Here is a 21,871-nt window from a genome sequence, read left to right as displayed (position 1 = left end):
GATTTTTCGCACCGCCCTGATAACCCCATCCCGACAGACTATCTGAAGGACGCCGATCCATGTGCGCCGAGACGACCGGGCAGACGCCCGACTACAAAGACACGCTGAACCTGCCCAAAACCGATTTCCCCATGCGCGCGGGGCTTCCCAAGCGCGAGCCGGAATGGCTCGCCCGGTGGGAAAAAATGGGCATCTATGACCGCCTGCGCGAGAAAGAGGGCCGCAAGCCCTTCACCCTGCATGACGGCCCCCCCTACGCCAACGGCCACCTGCATATCGGCCACGCGCTGAACAAGACGATCAAGGATATGATCGTGCGCAGCCATCAGATGATGGGCCATGACAGCCGTTACATCCCCGGCTGGGACTGCCACGGCCTGCCGATCGAGTGGAAGATCGAGGAACAGTACCGCGCCAAGGGGTTGAACAAGGACGACGTGGACGTGGTCGCCTTCCGCCAGGAATGCCGCAAATTCGCCGAAGGCTGGGTCGATATACAGCGCGACGAATTCAAGCGTCTTGGCATTACCGGCAACTGGGCCGATCCCTACCTGACCATGGCCTATCACGCCGAGCGGGTCATCGCCGAGGAATTCATGAAGTTCCTCATGAACGGCACGCTCTATCAGGGGTCCAAGCCCGTGATGTGGAGCCCGGTGGAAAAGACCGCGCTGGCCGAGGCCGAGATCGAGTATCACGACCATAAGAGCCACACGATCTGGGTGCCGTTCAAGTCCACGAACGGGCAGGGCGACCTGCAAGGCGCCAAGGCCGTTATCTGGACCACCACTCCCTGGACGATCCCCTCGAACAAGGCCGTAGCGTTCAACCCGGCAATCTCTTACGGGCTTTACGAAGTCACCGGCCGGCCAGAGGAATGCTGGTGCCGGATCGGCGACCGCTACCTGCTGGCCGACAATCTTGCGGGCGAGGTGCTTTCCAAATCGCGCCTCGACGACAGCATGTATCGCCGCCTGCGCGACGTGAGCGCCGATGAGCTTGGTGCCCTGATGCTGCAACACCCCTTCCACGGGCTCGACGGGGCCGAGGGCTTCTGGGATTACGACGTTCCCATGATAGACGGCGATCACGTGACCGATGATGCGGGTACGGGCTTCGTCCATACCGCGCCCTCGCACGGGGCTGACGACTACGAATGCTTCATGAAACGCAACTGGCTGGACCGGATGACCCACAACGTGGGCGAGGAATCCGAGTTCCTGCCGCATGTGCCCTTCTTCGCGGGCCTCCAGGTTTTCGACCGCAAGGGCAAGGAAGGCAAGGCCAACGCCGCCGTGATCGACAAGCTTGTTGAGGCTGGCAGCATCATCGCGCGCGGTCGCGTGACCCACAGCTACCCGCATAGCTGGCGGTCCAAGGCGCCTGTCATCTTCCGCAACACGCCGCAATGGTTTGCCGCCATCGACAAGCCCGTGGGCGACGATCAGGACCAGTATGGCGCGACGATCCGCGAACGGGCCCTGACCTCGATCGACAGCCTTGTGAAATGGACCCCGCAGACCGGGCGTAACCGGCTCTATTCCATGATCGAGGCGCGGCCCGACTGGGTGCTGTCGCGTCAGCGGGCCTGGGGCGTGCCGCTGACCTGTTTCACCAAGAAGGGCGCGTTGCCGACGGACGATGATTTCCTGCTGCGCAATGCAGAGGTCAACGCCCGCATTGCGGAGGCATTCGAAGCCGATGGCGCGGATGTCTGGTACATGGAGGGCGCGAAAGAACGCTTCCTGGGCGGCATCGTGAACCCCGACGAGTACGATCAGGTTTTTGACGTTCTGGACGTGTGGTTCGACAGCGGCTCTACCCATGCTTTCGTTCTGCGTGACCGGGAAGATGGCACCGAGGACGGCATCGCCGATGTCTACATGGAAGGCACAGACCAGCATCGCGGCTGGTTCCATTCTTCGCTGTTGCAGGCCTGTGGAACCCTTGGCCGCGCGCCCTATCGCAATGTGGTGACGCATGGCTTCACGCTGGACGAAAAGGGCATGAAGATGTCCAAGTCCCTCGGCAACACCATCGTGCCCGAGGCGGTCGTCAAGCAATATGGGGCCGATATCCTGCGGCTCTGGGTGGCGCAGGCCGACTACACCAACGACCAACGCATCGGGCCGGAGATCCTGAAAGGCACCGCCGACAGCTATCGCCGGTTGCGCAATACCATGCGCTTCATGCTGGGGTCGCTGGCGGACTTCAGGGAGGCGGATCGGGTTGACGCTGCTGACATGCCGGAGCTGGAACGGTGGGTTCTGCACCGCCTGGCGCAGCTCGACCATACCGTGCGGGCGGGCTATGCCTCGTTTGACTTCCAGGGCGTGTTCCAGGCGCTGTTCAACTTCGCCACCACGGATCTGTCGGCCTTCTATTTCGACATCCGCAAGGACGCGCTCTACTGCGACGGCGACACGCTGAACCGCCGCGCGGCGCGGACGGTGCTGGATATCCTGTTCCACCGGTTGACTACGTGGCTGGCCCCGATCCTCGTCTTCACGATGGAAGAGGTCTGGCTGGAACGGTTCCCGGGTGACGACAGCTCGGTTCACCTCGTGGACTTCCCCGAGACGCCCGCCGATTGGCTGGACGAACCGCTGGCCGCCAAATGGGCCAAGGTGCGCCGCGCCCGTCGGGTCGTCACTGCCGCGCTGGAAATCCAACGGCGTGAAAAGGTCATCGGTGCCTCGCTGGAGGCCGCCCCGGTCGTTCATGTGCGTGATGCGGAGATGCTGACGGCGCTGCGGTCGGTCAACTTCGCCGATGTCGTGATCACCTCCGACGTGAACCTGACCGGCGACCCCCTGCCGCAGGAGGCGTTCCGCCTGCCGGAGGTTGAAGGCGTCGGCGTGGTGTTTGAGACCGCAGAGGGCGAGAAATGCCAACGCTGCTGGAAGATCCTGCCCGATGTGGGGACGCATGCCCATGCAGGCACCTGCAAACGCTGTGACGAGGCGCTCGGCTGAGCTGGTCTTGTCTCTCTGAAAAAAAGGGGCGTCCCACACGGGGCGCCCTTTTCGTTTATTCCATCAACCCGCGCAGGTAGTCGGGGTCTGCAAAGCTGCCCCAGCCAAAGGCCATCCGGCCCCGCCCGCGTGTCGTGTCGATCCCGTCCACATAGGTGCCGCGCACCGCGATCGGGTACATGCCGGTCGGAACCACCCGCTCTTCGGAATAGATCACTGCACCGGTGCCATCCCGGCAGGTCATGGTGCCTGCGCCCGACCGGTCCAGACGCAGCTCCATCGGCATCTCGCAGGTGATGCCGTCGCCTGACAGCCGGGTCACTGAGGACAGTTCGAAATCGGTCTGGATATCGCCCGTCAAAACCCATTCTGTCCCGTCCGCCAGTTGCATCACGGCAGCGGCCTGGCTGCGCAAGGTCTGGGAACAGGCCGCAAGTCCCAAAAGGGCGATGGCCATGACAAGAGTCGTTCTGAAGGTTGGCATCTGTGCCTCCTGCCCGTTGTTTTGGCGTCACTCTCTGCCGCAAGCCATCGCCATGCAACGGCAATCCCAGAGGTCCGAGCGGACCGGCGGTGTTCAGCGCATGGGGGATGTGCGAATTCGCAGGGTCACCCGCGCCTTTCGCTTGGCGCCTTCGCGCCCTATCTTTCGCCAAAGCAAGCGCGAGTCATTCGAGAACAGGATATCCCCATGACCGACCCCAAACCCTATGAGCCCCCCAAGGTCTGGACCTGGGAAAAGGAAAGCGGCGGAACCTTCGCCTCGATCAACCGACCCATTGCCGGGGCCACCCATGAGAAGGCGCTGCCGGTCGGCAAACACCCGTTCCAGCTCTATTCCCAGGGCACGCCCAATGGGGTGAAAGTCACCGTGATGTTCGAAGAGCTTCTGGCCGCGGGACACGACGCAGAATACGACGCCTGGCTGATCCGTATCGGCAAGGGTGATCAGTTCGGCTCGGGCTTTGTCGAGGCCAATCCCAATTCCAAGATCCCGGCGCTTGTGGACCATACCGGGGCGGAGCCGGTGCGGGTCTTCGAATCCGCCTCGATCCTGATGCATCTGGCTGAGAAGTTCGGGGCGTTCCTGCCTGCCTCCGGTCCGGCCCGCACCGAAACGCTCAACTGGCTGTTCTGGCAGATGGGAAGCGCGCCCTATCTGGGCGGCGGCTTCGGCCATTTCTACGCTTATGCGCCCGAGAAATGGGAATACCCGATCAACCGTTTCGCGATGGAGGTAAAGCGCCAACTCGACGTGCTGGACCGGCACCTTGCGGACAATGAATGGATGGCCGGCGGTGAATACTCCATCGCCGATATGGCGATCTGGCCCTGGTATGGCGGGCTGGTGAAGGGCTGGCAGTATGGCGCGGCGGAGTTCCTGGACGTGGCGAGCTATACCCATGTGGTGAACTGGGCTGAGCGCATCTATGCCCGTCCCGCCGTCAAGCGGGGCCGGATGGTGAACCGCACGGCGGGCGATCCGGCAACGCAGCTGCATGAACGTCACGACGCCTCGGATTTCGAGCTACGCACTCAGGACAAGCTCGACGCGGCCGAATGATCGCTTGCGTGGATAGCCCCGTGGGTCGGCTGACCCTGACCGAACAGGACGGGGCGATCACGGCGCTGGAGTGGCGGGACGAGGATGCCCCGCCCGAATCGGATCTGATGCAGCGGGCGGCCGGGGAACTGGCCGCCTATTTCGCGGGGAACCTGACCCGCTTTACCCTTCCGCTCGCCCCGCGCGGGTCCGATTTCCAGCGGGCATTCTACCGCGTGCTCCGCGCCATTCCCTATGGCGAAACCCGGACCTATGGAGATCTGGCCACGGAACTTGGCGTCTCTGCACAGGCCATCGGGCAGGCCTGTGGTGCCAATCCGATTCCCGTCCTGATCCCTTGTCACCGGGTATTGTCCTCGACCGGGCTTGGCGGGTTCTCTGGCGCGGGTGGGGTCGAAACCAAGGTGGCGCTTCTCAAGCTGGAAGGCGCGGCCTCGCTCCTCCTCTGACCGGAGGGGGCGAAGTTCGGGTTGCATGCTGTTTGCGGCGGATGGCATCCACTACCCGATCTTCTGGGATATCGCCCCGCAAGCTGACCTGCGCAATCGCCATGCCCCGCCGCCCGGGGTGGTGGCCGGGTGACCTTGGGTAAGCCTTTGCCCCATATGCGAAAACCGCAAACTCCCTATGCCGAATTGGCAGATGTGCCCGCGCATGACAGCCCTTATCCTGACCCGCAGGGAGGACATCCAAAGCCAAAGAGGCCCGATATGTCCAAATCTGAAACCACCCAAACAATCGACTCCGATACGGCCCTGCGCCTGTTGGAGGAGTCCTTGTCCTACTTCACCCCGATCCCGGTTCCGAAAGCCACGGCACAGGATTACGAGGACCTACCCGCCGTGGCCTGACCTCACGGCGCTTGGGGAACTCGCGCAATAGCTGCTACTCTGTAGAGATACACCACTCAAGCGCGAGTTTCCCCATGCCCCAATCCGTTACCGTTCTCGTTGGCACCACAAAGGGCGCGTTCCTGATCTCCGGCGGCGCGGATCGCAGCGGCTGGCAGGTCAGCGGCCCCCATTGCGGCGGCTGGCCGATCAACCACATGGTGGGCGACCCAGACACCGGCACGATCTGGGCGGGCGGCGGCGGCGACTGGCATGGGGCGGGCGTCTGGCGGTCAGAGGACGGCGGCGAGACGTGGGAGCTTGCCAAGCTCTCTTCCGGGCAGATGGATGAATGGGCCGCAAACGACCCCGATTTCGCGGCCATGATCGGCTGGACCGACAAGCCGCCGCCCTTCGGGGACGATCTGCACTCGGTCTGGTCCCTGCACCACGCCCATGGGGTGCTCTATGCGGGTGTCAAACCCGGCACCCTGCTGGAAAGCCGCGATGGCGGGCAGAGCTGGACGCGAAACGAAGGCCTCGCCAGTCACGAAAGCCGCGAAGGTTGGGGCCCCGGCGCGGCAGGGCTGACGCTGCACACCATCGTCTCTCACCCTGACGACCCGGCAAAACTGTGGATCGCGGTCTCTGCCGCCGGGGTCTTCGCCAGCGAGGATGGCGGCCAAAGCTGGGACCGGCGCAATCGCCTGTCCAACGCGGAAAGCTGCACCCATCACGATCACCCGGCCGCGCCGCGAGACGGGCAGACCGGGTATTGCGTCCACAACATGCAACGCGCCAGCGACGGGACGCTCTACCAGCAGAACCACCACGGCGTGTTCCGCAGCCGCGACGAAGGCCGGTCCTGGGACGATATCACCGAAGGTCTGCCCTCCACCTTCGGCTTTCCCATTGCCGTCAATCCTCATGATCCTGCGATGATCTGGACGGTGCCCCTCAATGGCGACATGGCGGGCCGTTTCCCGCCCGATGCCGCCGCCGCTGTCTGGCGATCCTCCGACGCGGGCGACAGCTGGCAGTCGATGCGCGCGGGCCTGCCGCAAACGGCCTGTTTCTTCACCGTCCTGCGCCAGTCCATGTCCACCGACCGGGCCGATCCCGCAGGCGTCTATTTCGGCACCAATACCGGCTCCGTCTTCGCCAGTTTCGACGAAGGCGCAACCTGGTCCGAAATCGCCCGTCATCTGCCCACGGTCTTGGGGCTGGAGGTTTTGCATCGCCCCTGACGCATGGGCGGGTTTTGCGAAACCGGCCAGACGGGATAGCCTGCGGCACAGGGAGGACAGGGAATGGGCGCAGATGTGATCGTCGTGGGCGGCGGGCTGGCTGGCATGGTCGCGGCCTGGCATGCGGCGGAACGTGGGCGCAGCGTGATCTTCCTCGATCAGGAGGGGCCGCAATCGCTCGGCGGGCAGGCCTGGTGGAGCCTTGGCGGGCTCTTCATGGTCAACACTCCCGAACAGCGCCGCCTTGGCCTGAGGGACAGCCGCGATCTGGCCCGCGTCGACTGGATGGGATCTGCGCAGTTCGATCGGGCGGTGGATGACATGCCGCGTCAATGGGCCGAGGCCTATCTGGATTTCGCGTCCGGCCCGATGCGATCCTACCTGCATGGGCTCGGGATGCGCTGGTTTCCGGTGGTGGGATGGGCTGAACGCGGCGGCGCGCTGGCGGGCGGGCATGGCAATTCCATCCCGCGCTTTCACATCACCTGGGGCACGGGAACGGGCGTGGTCAGGCCCTATGCCGACCGCATCCGCGCCCATGACAGGATCACGCTGCATTTCCGCCACCGGGTGACCGGGCTGATCATCGAGGGCGACGAGATAAAGGGGGTGCATGGGGTTACGCTGGCCGAAGACGATGCCCCGCGTGGCGCATCCACGAACCGCGACGTTGAAGGCGAATTCACCCTGCGCGCCGGGGCCGTGGTGCTGACCACCGGCGGCATTGGCGGCAACCACGAGCTGGTGCGCGATTACTGGCCCCGCGACCGGTTGGGACTGCCGCCCGAGCAGATGGTCTCGGGCGTGCCGGATTACGTGGACGGGCAGATGCAACTGGTGGCCGAGCGCTCGGGCGCGGCGGTCATCAACAAGGACCGCATGTGGCACTACTGCGAGGGGGTGCGGAACTGGGATCCGATCTGGCCGAACCACGGTATCCGCATCCTGCCCGGTCCCTCTTCGCTCTGGTTCGATGCCAATGGCGACCGGATGCAGGCGCCGTTCTTTCCCGGCTTCGATACGCTTGGCACGTTGAAGCGCATTCTGTCGACGGGCCATGCCCATAGCTGGTTCATCCTGACCCAGAAGATCATCGAGAAGGAGTTCGCCCTGTCAGGGTCCGAGCAGAACCCGGATCTGACTTCGGGCCGCTGGCGGGCTGTACTGAAGGAACGTCTTGGGAAAGGGGCCACCGGTGCGGTCGAGGCGTTCAAGGACAAGGGCGAAGACTTCGTCGTGGCGGGTGATTTACAGGATCTGATCCGTGGCATGAACCGCATCAATCCCGGCCCGGAATTGCCGTTTGATCATATTCTCGGGCAGATCGAGGACCGGGATCGGCAGATTTCGAACACGGTCGCAAAGGACACGCAGGTGACCGCGATCCGGGGCGCGCGGGCCTATCTGGGCGACAAGCTGATCCGCACGGCGAAACCGCATCCGATCCTCGACCCCAGGGCCGGACCGCTTATCGGGGTGCGGCTGAACGTGCTGACGCGGAAGTCGCTCGGCGGGATTCACACGGATCTCACCGGCCGGGTGCTGCGCGGCGATGGCACGGTGTTGCCGGGGCTTTGGGCCGCTGGCGAGGTGGCGGGGTTCGGCGGTGGCGGCTACCACGGCTACAACGCGCTGGAGGGGACGTTTCTGGGCGGCTGCATCTTTTCGGGCAAGGTCGTCGGAGAAGCGCTGTGAGGGGACCGGGATTTCGCCGCCTTCGGCGTCGACCCGCGCGGCCCTTGCGGGCCGCGACAGGGGGCTCTGCCCCCGCCGCCTGCGGCGCCTCCCCCGAGGTATTTGGGCCAAGATGAAAGAGCGGGCGCGCGCCAGATCGGGGCGTCACGGCTGTACAGGGGGTGCACGGGGGGTGTACGCAGGGTGTACGGGGGGCACCCCCCTGTTTTCGACGATCAGGAGAGACCCATGAGCGCACCCGCCGATGCCGACGCCCGAAGGGCCATCGCCCCGGTTATCTGCTACCCGAATGATACTCTGCCACGGCTCGATCCCGGTCTGACGCAGGCGGCGAAATCGGGCTGGACGAAAGTGGGGGAGGTCACGGTGCCCCCCCGCGACGGGGCCTGTTTCAAGGTAAAGGCGGGGCAGGCATTTCGGATATCCTCGGTGGAAGGTCCGCAGGTTGGGGATTTGAACCTGTGGAACTTGCATGATCTATCGGAGCGATTTTATTCAGGAAAAACAAGAGCCTTGCATGGCACACATGTAAAGATGGGGGACCGGCTCTGGTCCTCTTTTCCGGGGCTTCGGCCCATGGCGACGATCCTGGAAGACAGTCTGAACTGGTATGGCATGGATGCCTTTGGCGGGTCCGTCCATGACGTGATCGGCACCCGTTGTGATCCCTATACCCATAACCTGCTGGCGGGCGGGCAGTATCACCATTGCTGCCATTCCAACCTGACCCGCGCACTGGCTGCTGAAACCGGAATGACCCTGGCCGAGGCAGAACCCCTGGTTCACGATGTCTTAAACGTTTTCATGTGTACTGGCTTCACCCGCGACACGGGGCAGTATTTCATGAAGGCCAGCCCGGTGCGCCCCGGCGATCATCTGGATTTCGTGGCAGAGATCGACCTGCTTGGCGGCTTGTCTGCCTGTCCGGGTGGCGATTGCAGCGCGGAGCATTCCTCGGATGCAGCGGCGTGTTATCCGCTGCTGGTGGAGGTGTTCGACACCGACGCGACGGCGGATTGGGTCCAGCCTGCGCGGAACGGCTATGATCGCAGCCACGGGCTCTGAGTGTCCCTGCCTTGAAAACTTGATCAAAACTGTGCCTGACCGAAGCCGAAAAAACTTCGGCCACGGCCAATAAAATTCTTGCAATGAATCAGTAAAAGCTCCAAACGCCCCCGCACAAGACGCCAACGCACGCGCCTCTGTCATGGGTGGTTTCGACTGCCGCAGTTACGTAGCGACGGTAACGTCTCCGAACTTGAACTTTGCCGCCCTTTGATGGGCCAGGTCTGTTGGAGATGACCATGACCGCTATGTTGACCGATTTCTCGGATTCTATCGCCGTCGCCGCACGTTCCCGTGCCGAGACCTTCATTGCAGCGAACCGCTTCGAGCGCCCGACCCTCGTGATTGACACCGAGGCGGTGGCCGATCGCTATGCTGCCCTGTCCCGTGGGCTTGGCGATGCGCATATCCACTACGCAGTCAAGGCCAACCCGGCCCCGGAAATCATCGCGCGTCTCGTGTCGCTTGGGTCCGGGTTCGATGCTGCAAGCCGCGCCGAGGTGGAGCTGTGCCTGGACCAGGGCGCATCGCCGGACCACATCTCCTTCGGCAACACCGTGAAGAAACCCGCCGACATCGCCTATGCCTACGCACGGGGCATTCGCCTCTTCGCAGCCGATGCCGAGGAAGAGCTGGAAAAGATCGCGGCCCACGCCCCCGGCGCGCAGGTCTATCTTCGCCTGATCGTTGAATTTTCCGAAGCCGACTGGCCACTGACCCGCAAATTCGGCTGTGCCCGGTCCAATCTGCTGCACCTGTTCCAACATGCGGTGATGCTGGGGCTCGACCCGGTTGGCCTGTCCTTCCATGTGGGGTCCCAGACCCGCCGGGCCTCCATGTGGGCGGGTATTCTCGATGAGGTGGCTGGCAGCTGGCGCGCGTTGCAGAAGGCCGGGTTCTCGCCCCGTCTGCTGAACATCGGCGGCGGTTTCCCGGCCTTTTATGGTGAAGAAGTGGATGGGCCGGAAGTCTATGGCGCGGAAGTGCGCCGCCTGATTGCCGACCGCTTCGGCGATGTCGCTCAGATCATGGCAGAGCCGGGACGGGGTCTCGTGGCCGAGGCTGGCGCCATCGCGGCCGAAGTGCTGCTGGTGTCGCGCAAGGCACGCACGGACCTGCACCGTTGGGTGTTTCTCGATATTGGCAAGTTCTCGGGCCTTGCCGAGACCATGGACGAAGCGATCCGCTACCAGTTCATCACCGAACGGGATGGCGATGACGCCATGGGCCCCTGCATTCTGGCAGGCCCCTCCTGCGACAGTGCCGATGTGCTTTACGAGAAGCGCCCGGTCTTCCTGCCGCTCAGCCTGCAATCGGGCGACCGGATCGTGATCCGTTGCTGTGGGGCCTATACCTCGACCTACGCCTCGGTCGGGTTCAACGGCTTCCCGCCGCTTGATGTGGTCGTGATCTGATCTGATCGGAGCGGGCAGGGGGTTATAAACGCGGCCCCCCGCCCGCGTCGGGCCCAAAGGCTTTTGTCAAGAAAGCCTTCCTGTGTCAGGCAAACGCCGCTTCCAGGGCGATCTGCACCATATCCGCAAAGCTGGATTGTCGATCCGACGCCGGCAGCGCCTCGTGCGTTTGCAGGTGGTCCGAGATGGTCAGAACCGCAAGCGCCCTGCAGCCATAACGGGCCGCCAGCATGTAGAGCTCCGCCGCTTCCATCTCGACCGCCAGAATACCGTGGCGGGTCATCTGTTCGTTCAGATCGGGGCGCTCATCGTAAAACACGTCCGAGGAATAGATCCCGCCCACATGCACCCTGCAATCCAGCTTCCGGGCGGCGGCATGGGCCGCCTGAAGCAGCCCGTAATCCGCGCAAGGGGCGTAGTTCAATTCCTTGAAGATACCGCGAGAGGGTGTGGAAAGCGTTGAGCTTGTCATTGCAAGAACAACATCGCGCAGTTTTACCTGCGGTTGCATTCCCCCTGCCGATCCAATCCGGATGAGCGTCTTGGCCCCATAGTCGCGGATCAGTTCGTTGGCATAGATTGACAGGCTTGGCATGCCCATGCCCGATCCCTGAATGGTGACGCGGTTGCCATTCCAGTGCCCGGTAAAGCCAAGCATCCCGCGCGTTTGGTTCACACAGACCGGATCGTCCAGAAATGTTTCGGCCGCCCATTTGGCGCGCAAGGGGTCCCCTGGCATCAGGACGGTTTCGGCAATCTCTCCTGGGGCGGCGCTGATATGAATGGTCATTGGAAACCCTGTATGTGACTGACGCCACCTTGCCCGAGGGCCATTGGTTAGGAAAGATGAATGTTCATTTTCCGAATGCCTGGAAACGCAACACCCCGAGCCAATTTATTGAAAGGCCCGGGGTGGTTGATCAATCAGGATTGATCCGTGACTCAGATTTCGAGATCGGACGGATCGGTGCCGGCATTGATGGCGCTTTTGTACCACGCCGGTTGGCGACCGCGGCCGCTCCAGGTTTGGGATGCGTCGTCGGGGTTGCGGTATTTCGGGACAGATGTTTTCCCGGCGGCCTTCTTGCCAAGGATTTCGTCGAGCGAGAAACCATGTTCCTGCGCGGCCTTTTGGGCAGCGGCAAGGGCTGCTTCCCGTTGCCGCTTTTCAAAGCTTGTCAGAGCCTTGTCGACATTCTTCTTGAGCGATTGCAATTCTTCTTTGGACATCGAATCGAGGTCGATTGCCATTTTTAACTTCTCCCGCGTGTGACTAATTACCGTGTTAATTACCTGAAACTGCGTATTCAATATAAAATAGGAGCACCTGTCCAAAAGTACAGGTGCCCTTGGGGCAATAGTTAATAATCATTCCATTGAATGGACAGGCTATACTGTCCAATTGGACAGGTCTGCTTATTCCGCAGCGGCAACTGGGGGCGCGACGAGCTGTACGATATCCATCATGATGCGATTCAGCTCGAAATCCTTGGGGGTGTAAACCCGTGCCACGCCGCTGGAAAGCAGGGTCTTTTCATCTTCTTCCGGAATGATGCCGCCCACCATTACAGGGATATGGCCAAGCCCCTCGGCATGCAATCGGGCCATCACATCCCTGATCAGCGGAATATGGCTTCCCGACAGGATCGACAGGCCGATCACATGCGGATCTTCGGCCTTGGCGGCATCCACGATCTGTTGCGGTGACAGGCGAATGCCTTCGTAGGAAATCTCCATTCCGCAATCGCGGGCACGGAAGGCAATTTGCTCTGCGCCATTGGAATGGCCGTCGAGACCGGGTTTGCCGACGAGGAATTTCAATCGGCGGCCAAGGCTATCGGACACGGCATCTACGGCATCGCGGATATCTTCCAGCCCTTCCGTCTTGTTCGAAACGGCCCGCGACACGCCGGTCGGCCCGCGATATTCGCCATGGACCACGCGCATGACGCCGGCCCATTCGCCGGTGGTGGCCCCGGCTTTTGCCGCGGCGATGGAGGCGGGCATGATGTTGTCACCGGCAGAGGCGGCAGCGCGCAGGGCGTCCAGTGCCGCCTTGACGGCTTCGTTGTCCCGGTCGGAGCGCCAGTCGTTCAGGCGGTCGATCTGGTCGGCCTCCACGCCGGGATCGACGGTCATGATCCCGCCATCCGCGTCCATGAGCGGCGAAGGCTCGGTTTCCGTGTACTTGTTCACACCGACAACAACGGTATCTCCCCGCTCGATCCCGTTTACCCGGTCGGCATTGGATTCGACCAACCGGCCCTTCATGTACTCGATGGCGGCAATTGCCCCGCCCATGCTGTCCAGATTGGCCAGTTCCGCCCGCGCGCCGTCTTTCAGTGCTTCGACCTTGGCATCGACCACAGGGTTGCCGTCAAAGAGGTCGCCATATTCCAGAAGATCGGTCTCGAACGCCATGATCTGCTGCATCCGCATCGACCATTGCTGATCCCAGGGGCGGGGCAGGCCAAGCGCCTCGTTCCAGGCAGGGAGCTGCACTGCGCGGGCGCGGGCCTTTTTCGACAGGGTCACGGCCAGCATCTCGATCAGGATGCGGTAGACGTTGTTTTCCGGTTGCTGTTCCGTCAGGCCGAGGGAGTTCACCTGCACCCCGTAGCGGAAACGGCGGAACTTCGCGTCCTCGACGCCGTAGCGGTCCAGCAGGATCTCGTCCCACAGGTCCACGAAGGCGCGCATCTTGCACATCTCGGTCACAAACCGGATGCCCGCGTTCACGAAGAAGGAAATCCGCCCGCACAGCGCCGGAAAATCCTCGGGCTTCACGCGCGGTTGCAGCGCGTCCAGCACCGCGATGCCGGTGGCCAGCGCAAAGGCCAGCTCCTGTTCTGGAGTCGCCCCGGCCTCCTGCAGGTGGTAGGAACACACGTTCATCGGGTTCCATTTCGGGACGTTGGTGTAACAATACTCCGCCACATCCGCGATCATCTTCAGGCTTGGCGCAGGCGGGCAGACATAGGTGCCGCGCGAAAGGTATTCCTTGATCAGGTCGTTTTGCACCGTGCCCTGCAGCTTCGAGATATCCGCGCCCTGTTCCTCGGCCACCGCGATATAGAGCGACAAGAGCCACGGCGCGGTGGCGTTGATCGTCATCGAGGTGTTCATCTGTTCCAGCGGAATCTGGTCGAAGAGCGCCCGCATGTCGCCCAGATGGCAGACCGGAACGCCGACCTTGCCGACCTCGCCGCGCGCCAGTTCGTGGTCGCTGTCATACCCCGTTTGGGTGGGCAGGTCGAAGGCCACCGACAGGCCCGTCTGCCCCTTGGCCAGATTGCCGCGATAAAGCGCGTTCGAGGCCTTGGCGGTCGAGTGGCCCGCATAGGTGCGAATGAGCCAGGGGCGGTCTTTTTGCGTCGCGGTCATGGGCGGCCTCCGAATCCGGATCGGTAATCTTATTTCGTCAGGCCGGGTATATCGGGAATATTCATGCGCCGTCAACTCGCTGCATTGCGGCAAGACCGGAAAAGATGCTGCGCTGCTATTCTGCATCTGCATTGGCGGGTCAGAGCCGGTGAAACTCCATGATCAGCCCATGTTCATCGCCATGGGCATCATCGGCCTTGTCGTAGATCCTGAACTCATGGAAGCGGATCGGCGTGATTTGCCCATTCGCCACAAGCTGAGCCAGTGCGGACCCGAACCCGGCGCTGTCATAGACCGCCGGAATGACCGTGCAGACGAACAGGGCGCCGGGCCGGGCAATGCGCATCAGTTCCGGCAGGCAGACGGGCCCAACATGGCCATGGGTGAAGGTGCCGGACGATACGATGCCGCCATAGCTGGCAGTCTCGACATCCAGCGGTCCGGTGAGGTCGGCGGTGATGAGGTTGCGATAGACGCCCTTGTGGCCCGCAACCGCCAGCATGTCCGGCGACAGATCCAGCGCGTCGATCTGTACCCCCGCCATGGCCTCACCGATCAGGCCGGTGCCCGCACCCACATCCAGAACCGGTTCATTCCCCTTTGCCGATGCAAGAAACCGGCGCGCAACCTCGCCCGGGGATCGATAGCCGCGGTCCTCGGCAAAGGTCTGGTCATAGTTTTCCGCCCATTCCTTGTAGAATTCGCGGGTCTCTTCCTTGCCACCAAGCGCATAGGCGCTGTCGAGGTCGGGTTTGGGCATATCTGTCCTCCTGATCGGGGCCAGTCTAGCTGAGGGCGCGGGGCCACGGTCAACCCCCTGACCTGCACAAGCCCGATTGAAGCGCCCCGCGTTTCCTGCCACCGTCCCCCGGATGACGAACATGATCCAAGTTCCGGCGTGGCTGCTGATTCTGGTGCTGCTTTTTGCGGCGGTCACGGCGTTGGACCGGATCCTGATGCCATCGGTTCGCTGGTATCTGCGCCGCCGACTGGAACGCGCGGTAGAACGGCTGAACCAGAAACTGTCCTATCCCATCCAACCCTTCAAGCTGGCGCGCCGCCGCGACACGATCCTGCGACTGCGGTTCGACCCGGAGGTCGCCAAGGCGGTGCTGGCCTATGCGCGGGACAAAGGCATCCGCGAAGACGTGGCTGCACAGACCGCAGAACGCTATGCGCGCGAGATTGTGCCCTCCTTCTCGGCCTTCACCTATTTCGCCTTCGCCATTCGCGCCGCGCGTTTCCTGTCCCGGTCCCTGTATCGGGTGCGGGTGGGGGCGGCGAATGCCGCCGCGCTGGAAGGGATCGGCAAGGATAAGACGGTGATCTTCGTGATGAATCACCGGTCGAACATGGATTACGTGCTGGTCACCTGGCTGGCCGCCGACCGCAGCGCCCTGGCCTATGCCGTGGGCGAATGGGCGCGGGTCTGGCCCCTGCAGCCGCTGATCCGAATGCTTGGGGGCTACTTCATTCGCCGCCGTCACAACAACCCGCTCTATCGCAAGGTGCTGGCGCGCTATGTCCAGATGGCGACGGAGGCAGGGGTGACGCAGGCGGTGTTCCCCGAAGGCGGGTTGACCCGGACCGGCGCGCTGCGCGACCCCAAGCTGGGGCTTTTGTCCTACATCATCGACGGGTTCCGCCCCGGTGAAAGCCGTGACGTGGTCTTCGTGCCGGTGGCGATCAACTATGATCGCGTCATGGAGGACCGCAATCTGATCCACGCCGAGGGCGGGCGCGGCTTCCGTTTCTCGCTGAAGCCGATCTTTCGCTATCTGCGCCTGCTGATCTGGCAAAGAATGACCGGGCAGGCCAGCCGCTTTGGCATGGCGGCGGTCAGCTTTGGCGAACCGATGAGCCTTGCGCAGTTCATCGAAGACCACGAAGGACATGCGGAAACGCTCGGGCAGGATCTGATGGACCGGATCGGGTCGGTGATGCCGGTCGTGCCCTTCCCGGTGATCGCCCATGCCATGGCCAGCGGCATTCGCAGCCAGGAGGCGCTGCTGCCCGCCATAGAGGACCGCTTCGAAAGGGCGCTGGCTGCCGGGGCGCCGGTGTTCCTGCCGAAACGCGATCTTCCCTACACGATCGAGGCGGCGTTGAAGACCCTTCAGGGGCGTCGCGTGCTGCAGTTGCAGGGAGACAGCTTTGCCCTGACCGACGAGGGCGAGCGGCTGGTGGCGTTCTATGCGCGGTCTGTCAGCCCAATCCTGGGGGAGTTTCCTGGGGAAATCCTGCCTCAAAAATCCGCCGCGACATAATATTTCACAAACACCCCAATTTCGGGTTGCATAGTTGCGCGGGCCTTATTAGGACTTTCTGCATGAGCACGGAATGATTCCGCGCCGCAGAAAAAACATCCTGGAGGAGCTGATGGCCTTGGACAGCAACCCCGCGATCGCCAGCTACGACGCGCCTGAAAAAGATCTTTACGAGTTGGGCGAAATCCCCCCGATGGGATATGTGCCCAAGCAGATGTATGCCTGGGCCATCCGCAAGGACCGCCAGGGCGAGCCCGACAAGGCAATGCAGGTCGAAGTCGTCGATGTGCCTCAACTGGACAGCCACGAAGTTCTGGTTCTGGTGATGGCCGCTGGCGTCAACTATAATGGGGTCTGGGCCTCGCTCGGCGTGCCGATCAGCATGTTCGACGTCCACAAGCAACCCTATCATATCGCGGGCTCGGATGCCTCTGGCATTGTCTGGGCCGTGGGTGACAAGGTCACGCGTTGGAAGGTGGGCGACGAGGTTGTGATCCACTGCAACCAGGACGATGGCGACGACGAGCACTGCAATGGCGGCGACCCGATGTATTCGCCCTCGCAGCGGATCTGGGGCTATGAGACCCCTGACGGCTCTTTCGCGCAATTCACCAATGTGCAGGCGCAGCAGCTCATGCCGCGGCCCAAGCACCTGACCTGGGAAGAAAGCGCCTGCTACACGCTGACGCTGGCCACCGCCTACCGGATGCTGTTCGGCCACGAGCCGCATGACCTGAAGCCCGGCCAGAACGTGCTGGTCTGGGGTGCCTCGGGTGGCCTTGGGTCCTATGCGATCCAGCTGATCAACACGGCAGGGGCCAACGCGATCGGCGTGATCTCGGACGAGAGCAAGCGCGATTTCGTGATGAATCTGGGTGCCAAGGGCGTGATCAACCGCCGCGACTTCAACTGTTGGGGGCAATTGCCCACTGTGAACACGCCGGAATATGCCGAGTGGTTCAAGGAAGCCCGCAAGTTCGGCAAGGCGATCTGGGACATCACCGGCAAGGGCGTCAACGTGGACATGGTCTTCGAGCATCCCGGCGAAAGCACATTCCCGGTCTCTACCTTCGTGGTGAAGAAAGGCGGCATGGTCGTGATCTGCGCCGGGACCACCGGGTATAACCTGACTTTCGACGTGCGCTATATGTGGATGCATCAGAAGCGCCTGCAGGGCAGCCATTTCGCCCATCTCAAGCAGGCCATGGCGGCGAACCAGCTTATGGTGGAACGCCGCCTCGACCCCTGCATGTCCGAGGTTTTCCCCTGGGCGGAGCTGCCCGACGCGCATATGAAGATGCTGCGCAACGAGCATAAGCCCGGAAACATGTCGGTGCTGGTGCAGGCCCCGCGCACCGGGCTGACCACGCTGGAGGATGTGCTGGAGGCCGGTCCGACCGTCTGATCGGCGGAAGGGTTTCAGGTTTCGGCAAAGCCGCCCCGGGGAGGAGGAGACCCGGGGCGGTTTTCTTTTGGGGACCAGGATTGCGCCCGCTGGCGCGGTCACCCGGGGGGCGAGCCTCGTCAAGCCCCTTCGGGGCCCTCCTCGGCCCGCGTTGCCACGGGATATCGGAGAGGGCGGTTTGCCGTCGATGGCGCGCGCTTGTGGCGCGGACGGGACGCCTCCGGCGGAGGTATTTTTGCCAAGATGAAAGGGGGGGCGTTTTCGCCGTGGTGCCCGGGCGTGGCTTTGCCTAGGGTGCGGGCATGTCCGGGCAGAGCATTACATATTCCGAAGATCAGGCCGCGGCCTATGACCGTTTGACCGAGGTCTTGCGGTCCATGGGGGTCGATCTGGATGCCGAGACGCTGGTGCCCGCCGCCGAGGGCAAGGCGCAGGTCATGGCGGTGATCGGCAAGGCGGGCAGCGGCAAGACCATGCTGCTGGCCGAACTGGTGAAGGCGCTGGAGGCTGCCGGTGTGGACCTTGTGTCGGGGGACTGGGAGGGCAGGCGGCGCAGGGAGCGGCGGACGCTGGCGGTGCTGGCGCCGACCAACAAGGCGGCGTCGGTGCTGCGCCGGCGCGGTGTGCCCGCGACCACCATTCACCGCATTCTTTATACCCCCGTCTATGACCCGGAATATGAAAAGGTGGCCGAATGGCTGGCCGGGCAGGGGGAGCGGCCCGAGATCGAGGCGCTGACCGATGCGGCGCTCGACCGGGCCAAGGCTGTCTATGACGCGCATAAGTCGGTGCCTGCGGCATTGGCGGCGGCGGGGCTGCGCGGGTCGGATTTCATTACCGGCTGGAAACGGCGGGAAGATCCGCTCGATATCGGGTTCGTCGACGAAAGCTCCATGCTCGACCAAAAGCAGTTCGACGACCTGCGCGAGATTTTCCCCGCGCTTGTGCTGTTCGGCGATCCGGCGCAGCTGGCGCCGGTCGGCCAGTCGGGCGAGATGGTATTCGACAAGCTGGCGGAGCCTGCACGGCTGGTGCTTGGGCGCATTCACCGGCAGGAGGCGGATAACCCCATTCTGGACCTGGCCCATGCGCTCGGCGATCCGGCGCTGGAGTTTCATGAGTTCGAGCGGATGATCGAGGATGCCGCCCGCAGCGACCCGCGCGTGGTGGTTGCGCCGCGCGCCGACAGCGACCTGATGGCCCGCAGTCCGGTTCTGGTCTGGCGCAATGCCACGCGCATCCGGCTGATCCGGGCCTTTCGGCTGGCCCATGGCGCGCCCGAGGATGCGCTCTTGCCCGGCGAACCGCTGATTTGTGACGGGATCGAGCTGCCGGTAAAGCACCGCAAGAAGCGCATCGACCTGGAGGCGCGGGGACTGATCAAGGGGGCGCAGGTGGTCTATATGGGCCCCGGCCGCAAGCCCGGCTTTTCGCGGCTGCATGTGGTGGGGGCGGAAAGCCCGCAGCTTTCCGCCGCCTCCATCGTCAAGATCGAGAAGCCCGACGAGGAGGAGCCGTTCATTCCCTATGCCGCACGCATGGGGGCCACCTTCCTGCATGGGGCGGCGGTGACGATCCACAAGGCGCAAGGCAGTCAGTGGCAGGATGTGCAGGTCTTCGCGCCGGATATCTACGCCGCCAGCCGCGCGGGCCGGGTTGAGGCCGGTCAGGCCTTGTGGAAACGGCTGGCCTATGTTGCCATCACCCGTGCAGAGGAGCGGCTGATCTGGATCACGCGCTACATGCTGTCCAAGCCGCAGGTGGTTCTGGGGACGGATGATCTGGAGGTGCCGGTGGCACCCCTGACATTGGAAGCGGAGGATGCGGGATGAGCAAGGTGATTGCCGTGACGGGGGCCAGTGCCGGGATCGGGCGGGCGGTTGCGGAATTATTCCTTAACCGGGGCTGGACGGTGGCGGCGCTGGCGCGGCGGGCGGAGCCGTTGGAGGACCTGGCCAAGGCGCATGAGAATGCCATCGCGCTGCCCTGTGACGTGACGGATGAAGCGGCGGTTGATGCGGCCTTTGCCCAGATCGTGGACCGCGCCGGGCAGCTTGATGTGCTTTTCAACAACGCGGGTACTTTCGGGCCTTCGGGGCCGATTGACGAGATCAGCCTGGACGATTGGCGCGTGGTTCTGGATGTGAACCTGACCGGCATGTTCCTTTGTGCCCGTGCTGCCTTTTCGCAGATGCGTCGGCAGGACCCGGCGGGCGGGCGGATCATCAACAATGGCTCCATTTCCGCCCATGTGCCGCGCCCCGGGTCGGTCTGTTACACGACCACCAAGCATGGTGTATCCGGGCTGACCAAGACGCTCAATCTCGACGGGCGCGCGCTCGGGATTTGTGCGGGTCAGATCGACATCGGCAATGCGGCAACGGAAATGACCAAGGGCATCGCACTCGGCGCGCGGCAGGCGGATGGGTCCACCAAGCCAGAGGCGGTGATGGATGCGGGCGACGTGGCCGAAGCCGTCTGGTACATGGCGACCCTGCCGCTTGAGGCCAACGTGCCGAGCCTGACGGTAATGGCCAACAAGATGCCGTTTGTCGGGCGGGGGTAGGGAAGGTCCAGCGGCTGTAGGGTGAGCAGTTTGCCCACCATTCGATCCAGGTCAGCCCGGTGATGGTGGGCAAACTGCCCACCCTACACCCGCTACCACATCCGCGATTTCGCATATTCGGGATAGGTGGCGTCGTAGGTCTCGCCGTCGAAACTTGTGTCCTGTTCCTTCACGAACTGTCCCGCCGTCGGCACCAAAGCGCTGTCATCGCCCCGGGTCCACAGGCCCGACCGCATGATCGCCTTGGCGCATTGGAAATACATCTCGTCCAGCGTCACCACGATCACCAGTTTCGGGTGCTGTCCACGCTGTTCGAAACTGCGGGTCACCTCCGGCTCTGTGGTCAGCACGGCGCGTCCATTCACACGTACCACGTTGGTTGACCCCGGCACCATGAACATCAGGCTCACGCGCCCGTCGCGCACGATATTGCGCAGGCTGTCGATACGGTTGTTGCCGCGCCAGTCAGGCAACCAAAGGGTCTGCGCGTCCATGATGCGCACCACGGGGCCATCATCGCCGCGCGGGCTGCCATCGGTGCCTTCGGGGCCGACGGTCGACAGCACCACGAAGCGCGTGGCCTCGATCCACTGCCGGTAGAGCGGCGTCATCCGGGTGGCAACCTTGGTCAGCGACGCGGGCACCGGAGCGTCATAGAGTGCCTCCAAGGCCTTGATCGTGTCGATTGTGTTCATCTATCAGCCGCCCATTCGGATATAGCGGAAGACGGCAGAGGCCAGCCAGCCAGCCGCGATGGCGATCGCCAGCGACAGCAGCCCATAGACCAGGGGCCGTTCATGGGCGAGCGTGTAGATCATCCGCTCCAGCCCGACCTTGCGCACGGTAATAGCGGTCTCGTAGGAGGACACGACCTCTCGCCCACGGGTCAGGAAAATGCGGGCGGTATAGTCGCCCTCGACCAGATTGGCGGGCATCCGAAACGAGGTGTTGAACAGCGTTTCATTGCGCAGGGTCACTGCACCTTCCAGAACCTGATACAGGTCTTCATTCGTGCGGATGCGGATCACGGCATCGGTGAAGTCGCGTTGGCGGTCGGTTTCGGTACCCACGGCCCGGATCGCGCGGGGGATCGAGATGCGGTGGCGCAGGTCCTCGTATCGCTGATCACCTCGCGGAACGGGTTGGTGGTGGCCACCGCGTAGAATGTGGGCGCGGCGTCTACTTCGACCGCTTCTGTATTCATCCAGATGCCATAACGGCGGTCCATCCGGCGGACGGTCACCGGGCGGTCGGGACCCTCTATGGTGATGATCACCTCCAGCGGGTTGCCCTCGGGCACCGGTGTATAGCGCTCGACCGCGCCGAAGATCAGGATCTCGGAGCCGTTGAAATTCGCGGTGATCGACACCTCGTTCTGGCTGAGACCAGCGACGACAGTTTCCTCCTGCGCGGCGGAAGCGAGCGGGGCCAGCACAAGGGCCAGGATCAGCAGGATCT

General features: G+C 63.2%; 18 protein-coding genes and 1 pseudogene. 12 read left to right on the top strand and 7 right to left on the bottom strand.

Annotated features, from left to right (window positions below):
* Positions 1-59: 59 nt before the first annotated feature.
* On the top strand, positions 60-2,975 hold the full coding sequence (gene ileS, locus ACOOEX_RS16580) for an isoleucine--tRNA ligase (protein ID WP_420395864.1): 2,916 nt from the start codon (positions 60-62) through the stop codon (positions 2,973-2,975).
* A gap of 55 nt (positions 2,976-3,030) precedes the next feature.
* Here the strand turns inward: ileS and ACOOEX_RS16575 are convergent, their stop codons facing one another.
* Complete coding sequence (locus ACOOEX_RS16575) at positions 3,031-3,459, bottom strand: hypothetical protein (RefSeq protein ID WP_420395863.1); 429 nt, start codon at positions 3,457-3,459, stop codon at positions 3,031-3,033.
* Between the two features lie 207 nt (positions 3,460-3,666).
* On the opposite strand from ACOOEX_RS16575, the gene yghU reads away from it, so the two are divergent.
* From yghU to ACOOEX_RS16540, 7 genes are all read left to right on the top strand, one after another.
* Entirely contained in the window at positions 3,667-4,539 is an 873-nt protein-coding gene (yghU, locus tag ACOOEX_RS16570; RefSeq protein ID WP_420395862.1) for a glutathione-dependent disulfide-bond oxidoreductase, read from the top strand.
* On the top strand, positions 4,536-4,988 hold the full coding sequence (locus tag ACOOEX_RS16565; RefSeq protein ID WP_420395861.1) for a methylated-DNA--[protein]-cysteine S-methyltransferase: 453 nt from the start codon (positions 4,536-4,538) through the stop codon (positions 4,986-4,988). The genes yghU and ACOOEX_RS16565 overlap by 4 nt, the downstream gene beginning before the upstream one ends.
* 261 nt (positions 4,989-5,249) lie before the next feature.
* Positions 5,250-5,390: a hypothetical protein gene (locus tag ACOOEX_RS16560; protein ID WP_420395860.1), complete on the top strand. Its 141-nt coding sequence runs from the start codon at positions 5,250-5,252 to the stop codon at positions 5,388-5,390.
* Between the two features lie 74 nt (positions 5,391-5,464).
* Complete coding sequence (locus ACOOEX_RS16555; RefSeq protein WP_420395859.1) at positions 5,465-6,616, top strand: WD40/YVTN/BNR-like repeat-containing protein; 1,152 nt, start codon at positions 5,465-5,467, stop codon at positions 6,614-6,616.
* A gap of 63 nt (positions 6,617-6,679) precedes the next feature.
* Entirely contained in the window at positions 6,680-8,311 is a 1,632-nt protein-coding gene (locus tag ACOOEX_RS16550; protein ID WP_420395858.1) for an FAD-binding dehydrogenase, read from the top strand.
* A gap of 228 nt (positions 8,312-8,539) precedes the next feature.
* A complete protein-coding gene (locus ACOOEX_RS16545; RefSeq protein WP_420395857.1) occupies positions 8,540-9,376 on the top strand; it encodes an urea carboxylase-associated family protein in 837 nt (278 codons plus the stop codon).
* Positions 9,377-9,615: 239 nt separating this feature from the next.
* Positions 9,616-10,791 (top strand): type III PLP-dependent enzyme, encoded by a 1,176-nt coding sequence (locus tag ACOOEX_RS16540; protein ID WP_420395856.1) that lies wholly within the window; start codon positions 9,616-9,618, stop codon positions 10,789-10,791.
* Between the two features lie 85 nt (positions 10,792-10,876).
* Here the strand turns inward: ACOOEX_RS16540 and deoD are convergent, their stop codons facing one another.
* From deoD to ACOOEX_RS16520, 4 genes are all read right to left on the bottom strand, one after another.
* Positions 10,877-11,581 (bottom strand): purine-nucleoside phosphorylase, encoded by a 705-nt coding sequence (gene deoD, locus ACOOEX_RS16535; RefSeq protein WP_420395855.1) that lies wholly within the window; start codon positions 11,579-11,581, stop codon positions 10,877-10,879.
* A gap of 152 nt (positions 11,582-11,733) precedes the next feature.
* Entirely contained in the window at positions 11,734-12,042 is a 309-nt protein-coding gene (locus ACOOEX_RS16530; protein ID WP_071689164.1) for an H-NS family nucleoid-associated regulatory protein, read from the bottom strand.
* Between the two features lie 165 nt (positions 12,043-12,207).
* A complete protein-coding gene (locus ACOOEX_RS16525) occupies positions 12,208-14,175 on the bottom strand; it encodes a methylmalonyl-CoA mutase family protein (protein WP_420395854.1) in 1,968 nt (655 codons plus the stop codon).
* Positions 14,176-14,314: 139 nt separating this feature from the next.
* The gene (locus tag ACOOEX_RS16520; RefSeq protein ID WP_420395853.1) at positions 14,315-14,935 is read right to left on the bottom strand and encodes a class I SAM-dependent DNA methyltransferase; all 621 of its coding nucleotides are present in this window, start codon (positions 14,933-14,935) and stop codon (positions 14,315-14,317) included.
* Positions 14,936-15,056: 121 nt separating this feature from the next.
* Between ACOOEX_RS16520 and ACOOEX_RS16515 the strand changes: the two genes are divergently transcribed.
* The 4 genes from ACOOEX_RS16515 (at position 15,057) to ACOOEX_RS16500 (ending at position 20,413) form a co-directional block, all read left to right on the top strand.
* Positions 15,057-16,442, top strand: a complete 1,386-nt coding sequence (locus ACOOEX_RS16515) for a 1-acyl-sn-glycerol-3-phosphate acyltransferase (protein ID WP_420395852.1) — start codon at positions 15,057-15,059, stop codon at positions 16,440-16,442.
* A 112-nt stretch (positions 16,443-16,554) separates the two neighbouring features.
* On the top strand, positions 16,555-17,847 hold the full coding sequence (gene ccrA, locus ACOOEX_RS16510; RefSeq protein ID WP_420395851.1) for a crotonyl-CoA carboxylase/reductase: 1,293 nt from the start codon (positions 16,555-16,557) through the stop codon (positions 17,845-17,847).
* Positions 17,848-18,149: 302 nt separating this feature from the next.
* Positions 18,150-19,679: an ATP-dependent DNA helicase gene (locus ACOOEX_RS16505; protein WP_420395850.1), complete on the top strand. Its 1,530-nt coding sequence runs from the start codon at positions 18,150-18,152 to the stop codon at positions 19,677-19,679.
* A complete protein-coding gene (locus ACOOEX_RS16500; protein ID WP_420395849.1) occupies positions 19,676-20,413 on the top strand; it encodes an SDR family oxidoreductase in 738 nt (245 codons plus the stop codon). The genes ACOOEX_RS16505 and ACOOEX_RS16500 overlap by 4 nt, the downstream gene beginning before the upstream one ends.
* 92 nt (positions 20,414-20,505) lie before the next feature.
* Here ACOOEX_RS16500 and ACOOEX_RS16495 read toward each other — a convergent pair whose 3' ends face one another.
* Together ACOOEX_RS16495 and ACOOEX_RS16490 are read right to left on the bottom strand one after the other, a co-directional pair.
* Positions 20,506-21,108 (bottom strand): pyridoxamine 5'-phosphate oxidase family protein, encoded by a 603-nt coding sequence (locus tag ACOOEX_RS16495; RefSeq protein WP_420395848.1) that lies wholly within the window; start codon positions 21,106-21,108, stop codon positions 20,506-20,508.
* A gap of 3 nt (positions 21,109-21,111) precedes the next feature.
* A pseudogene (locus ACOOEX_RS16490) lies at positions 21,112-21,869 on the bottom strand (TIGR02186 family protein).
* Between the last annotated feature and the right edge of the window lie 2 nt (positions 21,870-21,871).

It is taken from the genome of Nioella sp. (assembly GCF_965215655.1).
GTDB lineage: Bacteria > Pseudomonadota > Alphaproteobacteria > Rhodobacterales > Rhodobacteraceae > Nioella.
Note: the sequence above shows the minus strand (reverse complement) of the source record. Positions and strands in the feature narration are given on the sequence as shown.

What these genes read in the sequence shown, in the direction of transcription:
- ileS (WP_420395864.1), top strand. Translation starts at nt 60, where the DNA reads ATGTGCGCCGAGACGACCGGGCAGACGCCCGACTACAAAGACACGCTG.
- ACOOEX_RS16575 (WP_420395863.1), bottom strand. Translation starts at nt 3,459, where the DNA reads ATGCCAACCTTCAGAACGACTCTTGTCATGGCCATCGCCCTTTTGGGA.
- yghU (WP_420395862.1), top strand. Translation starts at nt 3,667, where the DNA reads ATGACCGACCCCAAACCCTATGAGCCCCCCAAGGTCTGGACCTGGGAA.
- ACOOEX_RS16565 (WP_420395861.1), top strand. Translation starts at nt 4,536, where the DNA reads ATGATCGCTTGCGTGGATAGCCCCGTGGGTCGGCTGACCCTGACCGAA.
- ACOOEX_RS16560 (WP_420395860.1), top strand. Translation starts at nt 5,250, where the DNA reads ATGTCCAAATCTGAAACCACCCAAACAATCGACTCCGATACGGCCCTG.
- ACOOEX_RS16555 (WP_420395859.1), top strand. Translation starts at nt 5,465, where the DNA reads ATGCCCCAATCCGTTACCGTTCTCGTTGGCACCACAAAGGGCGCGTTC.
- ACOOEX_RS16550 (WP_420395858.1), top strand. Translation starts at nt 6,680, where the DNA reads ATGGGCGCAGATGTGATCGTCGTGGGCGGCGGGCTGGCTGGCATGGTC.
- ACOOEX_RS16545 (WP_420395857.1), top strand. Translation starts at nt 8,540, where the DNA reads ATGAGCGCACCCGCCGATGCCGACGCCCGAAGGGCCATCGCCCCGGTT.
- ACOOEX_RS16540 (WP_420395856.1), top strand. Translation starts at nt 9,616, where the DNA reads ATGACCGCTATGTTGACCGATTTCTCGGATTCTATCGCCGTCGCCGCA.
- deoD (WP_420395855.1), bottom strand. Translation starts at nt 11,581, where the DNA reads ATGACCATTCATATCAGCGCCGCCCCAGGAGAGATTGCCGAAACCGTC.
- ACOOEX_RS16530 (WP_071689164.1), bottom strand. Translation starts at nt 12,042, where the DNA reads ATGGCAATCGACCTCGATTCGATGTCCAAAGAAGAATTGCAATCGCTC.
- ACOOEX_RS16525 (WP_420395854.1), bottom strand. Translation starts at nt 14,175, where the DNA reads ATGACCGCGACGCAAAAAGACCGCCCCTGGCTCATTCGCACCTATGCG.
- ACOOEX_RS16520 (WP_420395853.1), bottom strand. Translation starts at nt 14,935, where the DNA reads ATGCCCAAACCCGACCTCGACAGCGCCTATGCGCTTGGTGGCAAGGAA.
- ACOOEX_RS16515 (WP_420395852.1), top strand. Translation starts at nt 15,057, where the DNA reads ATGATCCAAGTTCCGGCGTGGCTGCTGATTCTGGTGCTGCTTTTTGCG.
- ccrA (WP_420395851.1), top strand. Translation starts at nt 16,555, where the DNA reads ATGGCCTTGGACAGCAACCCCGCGATCGCCAGCTACGACGCGCCTGAA.
- ACOOEX_RS16505 (WP_420395850.1), top strand. Translation starts at nt 18,150, where the DNA reads ATGTCCGGGCAGAGCATTACATATTCCGAAGATCAGGCCGCGGCCTAT.
- ACOOEX_RS16500 (WP_420395849.1), top strand. Translation starts at nt 19,676, where the DNA reads ATGAGCAAGGTGATTGCCGTGACGGGGGCCAGTGCCGGGATCGGGCGG.
- ACOOEX_RS16495 (WP_420395848.1), bottom strand. Translation starts at nt 21,108, where the DNA reads ATGAACACAATCGACACGATCAAGGCCTTGGAGGCACTCTATGACGCT.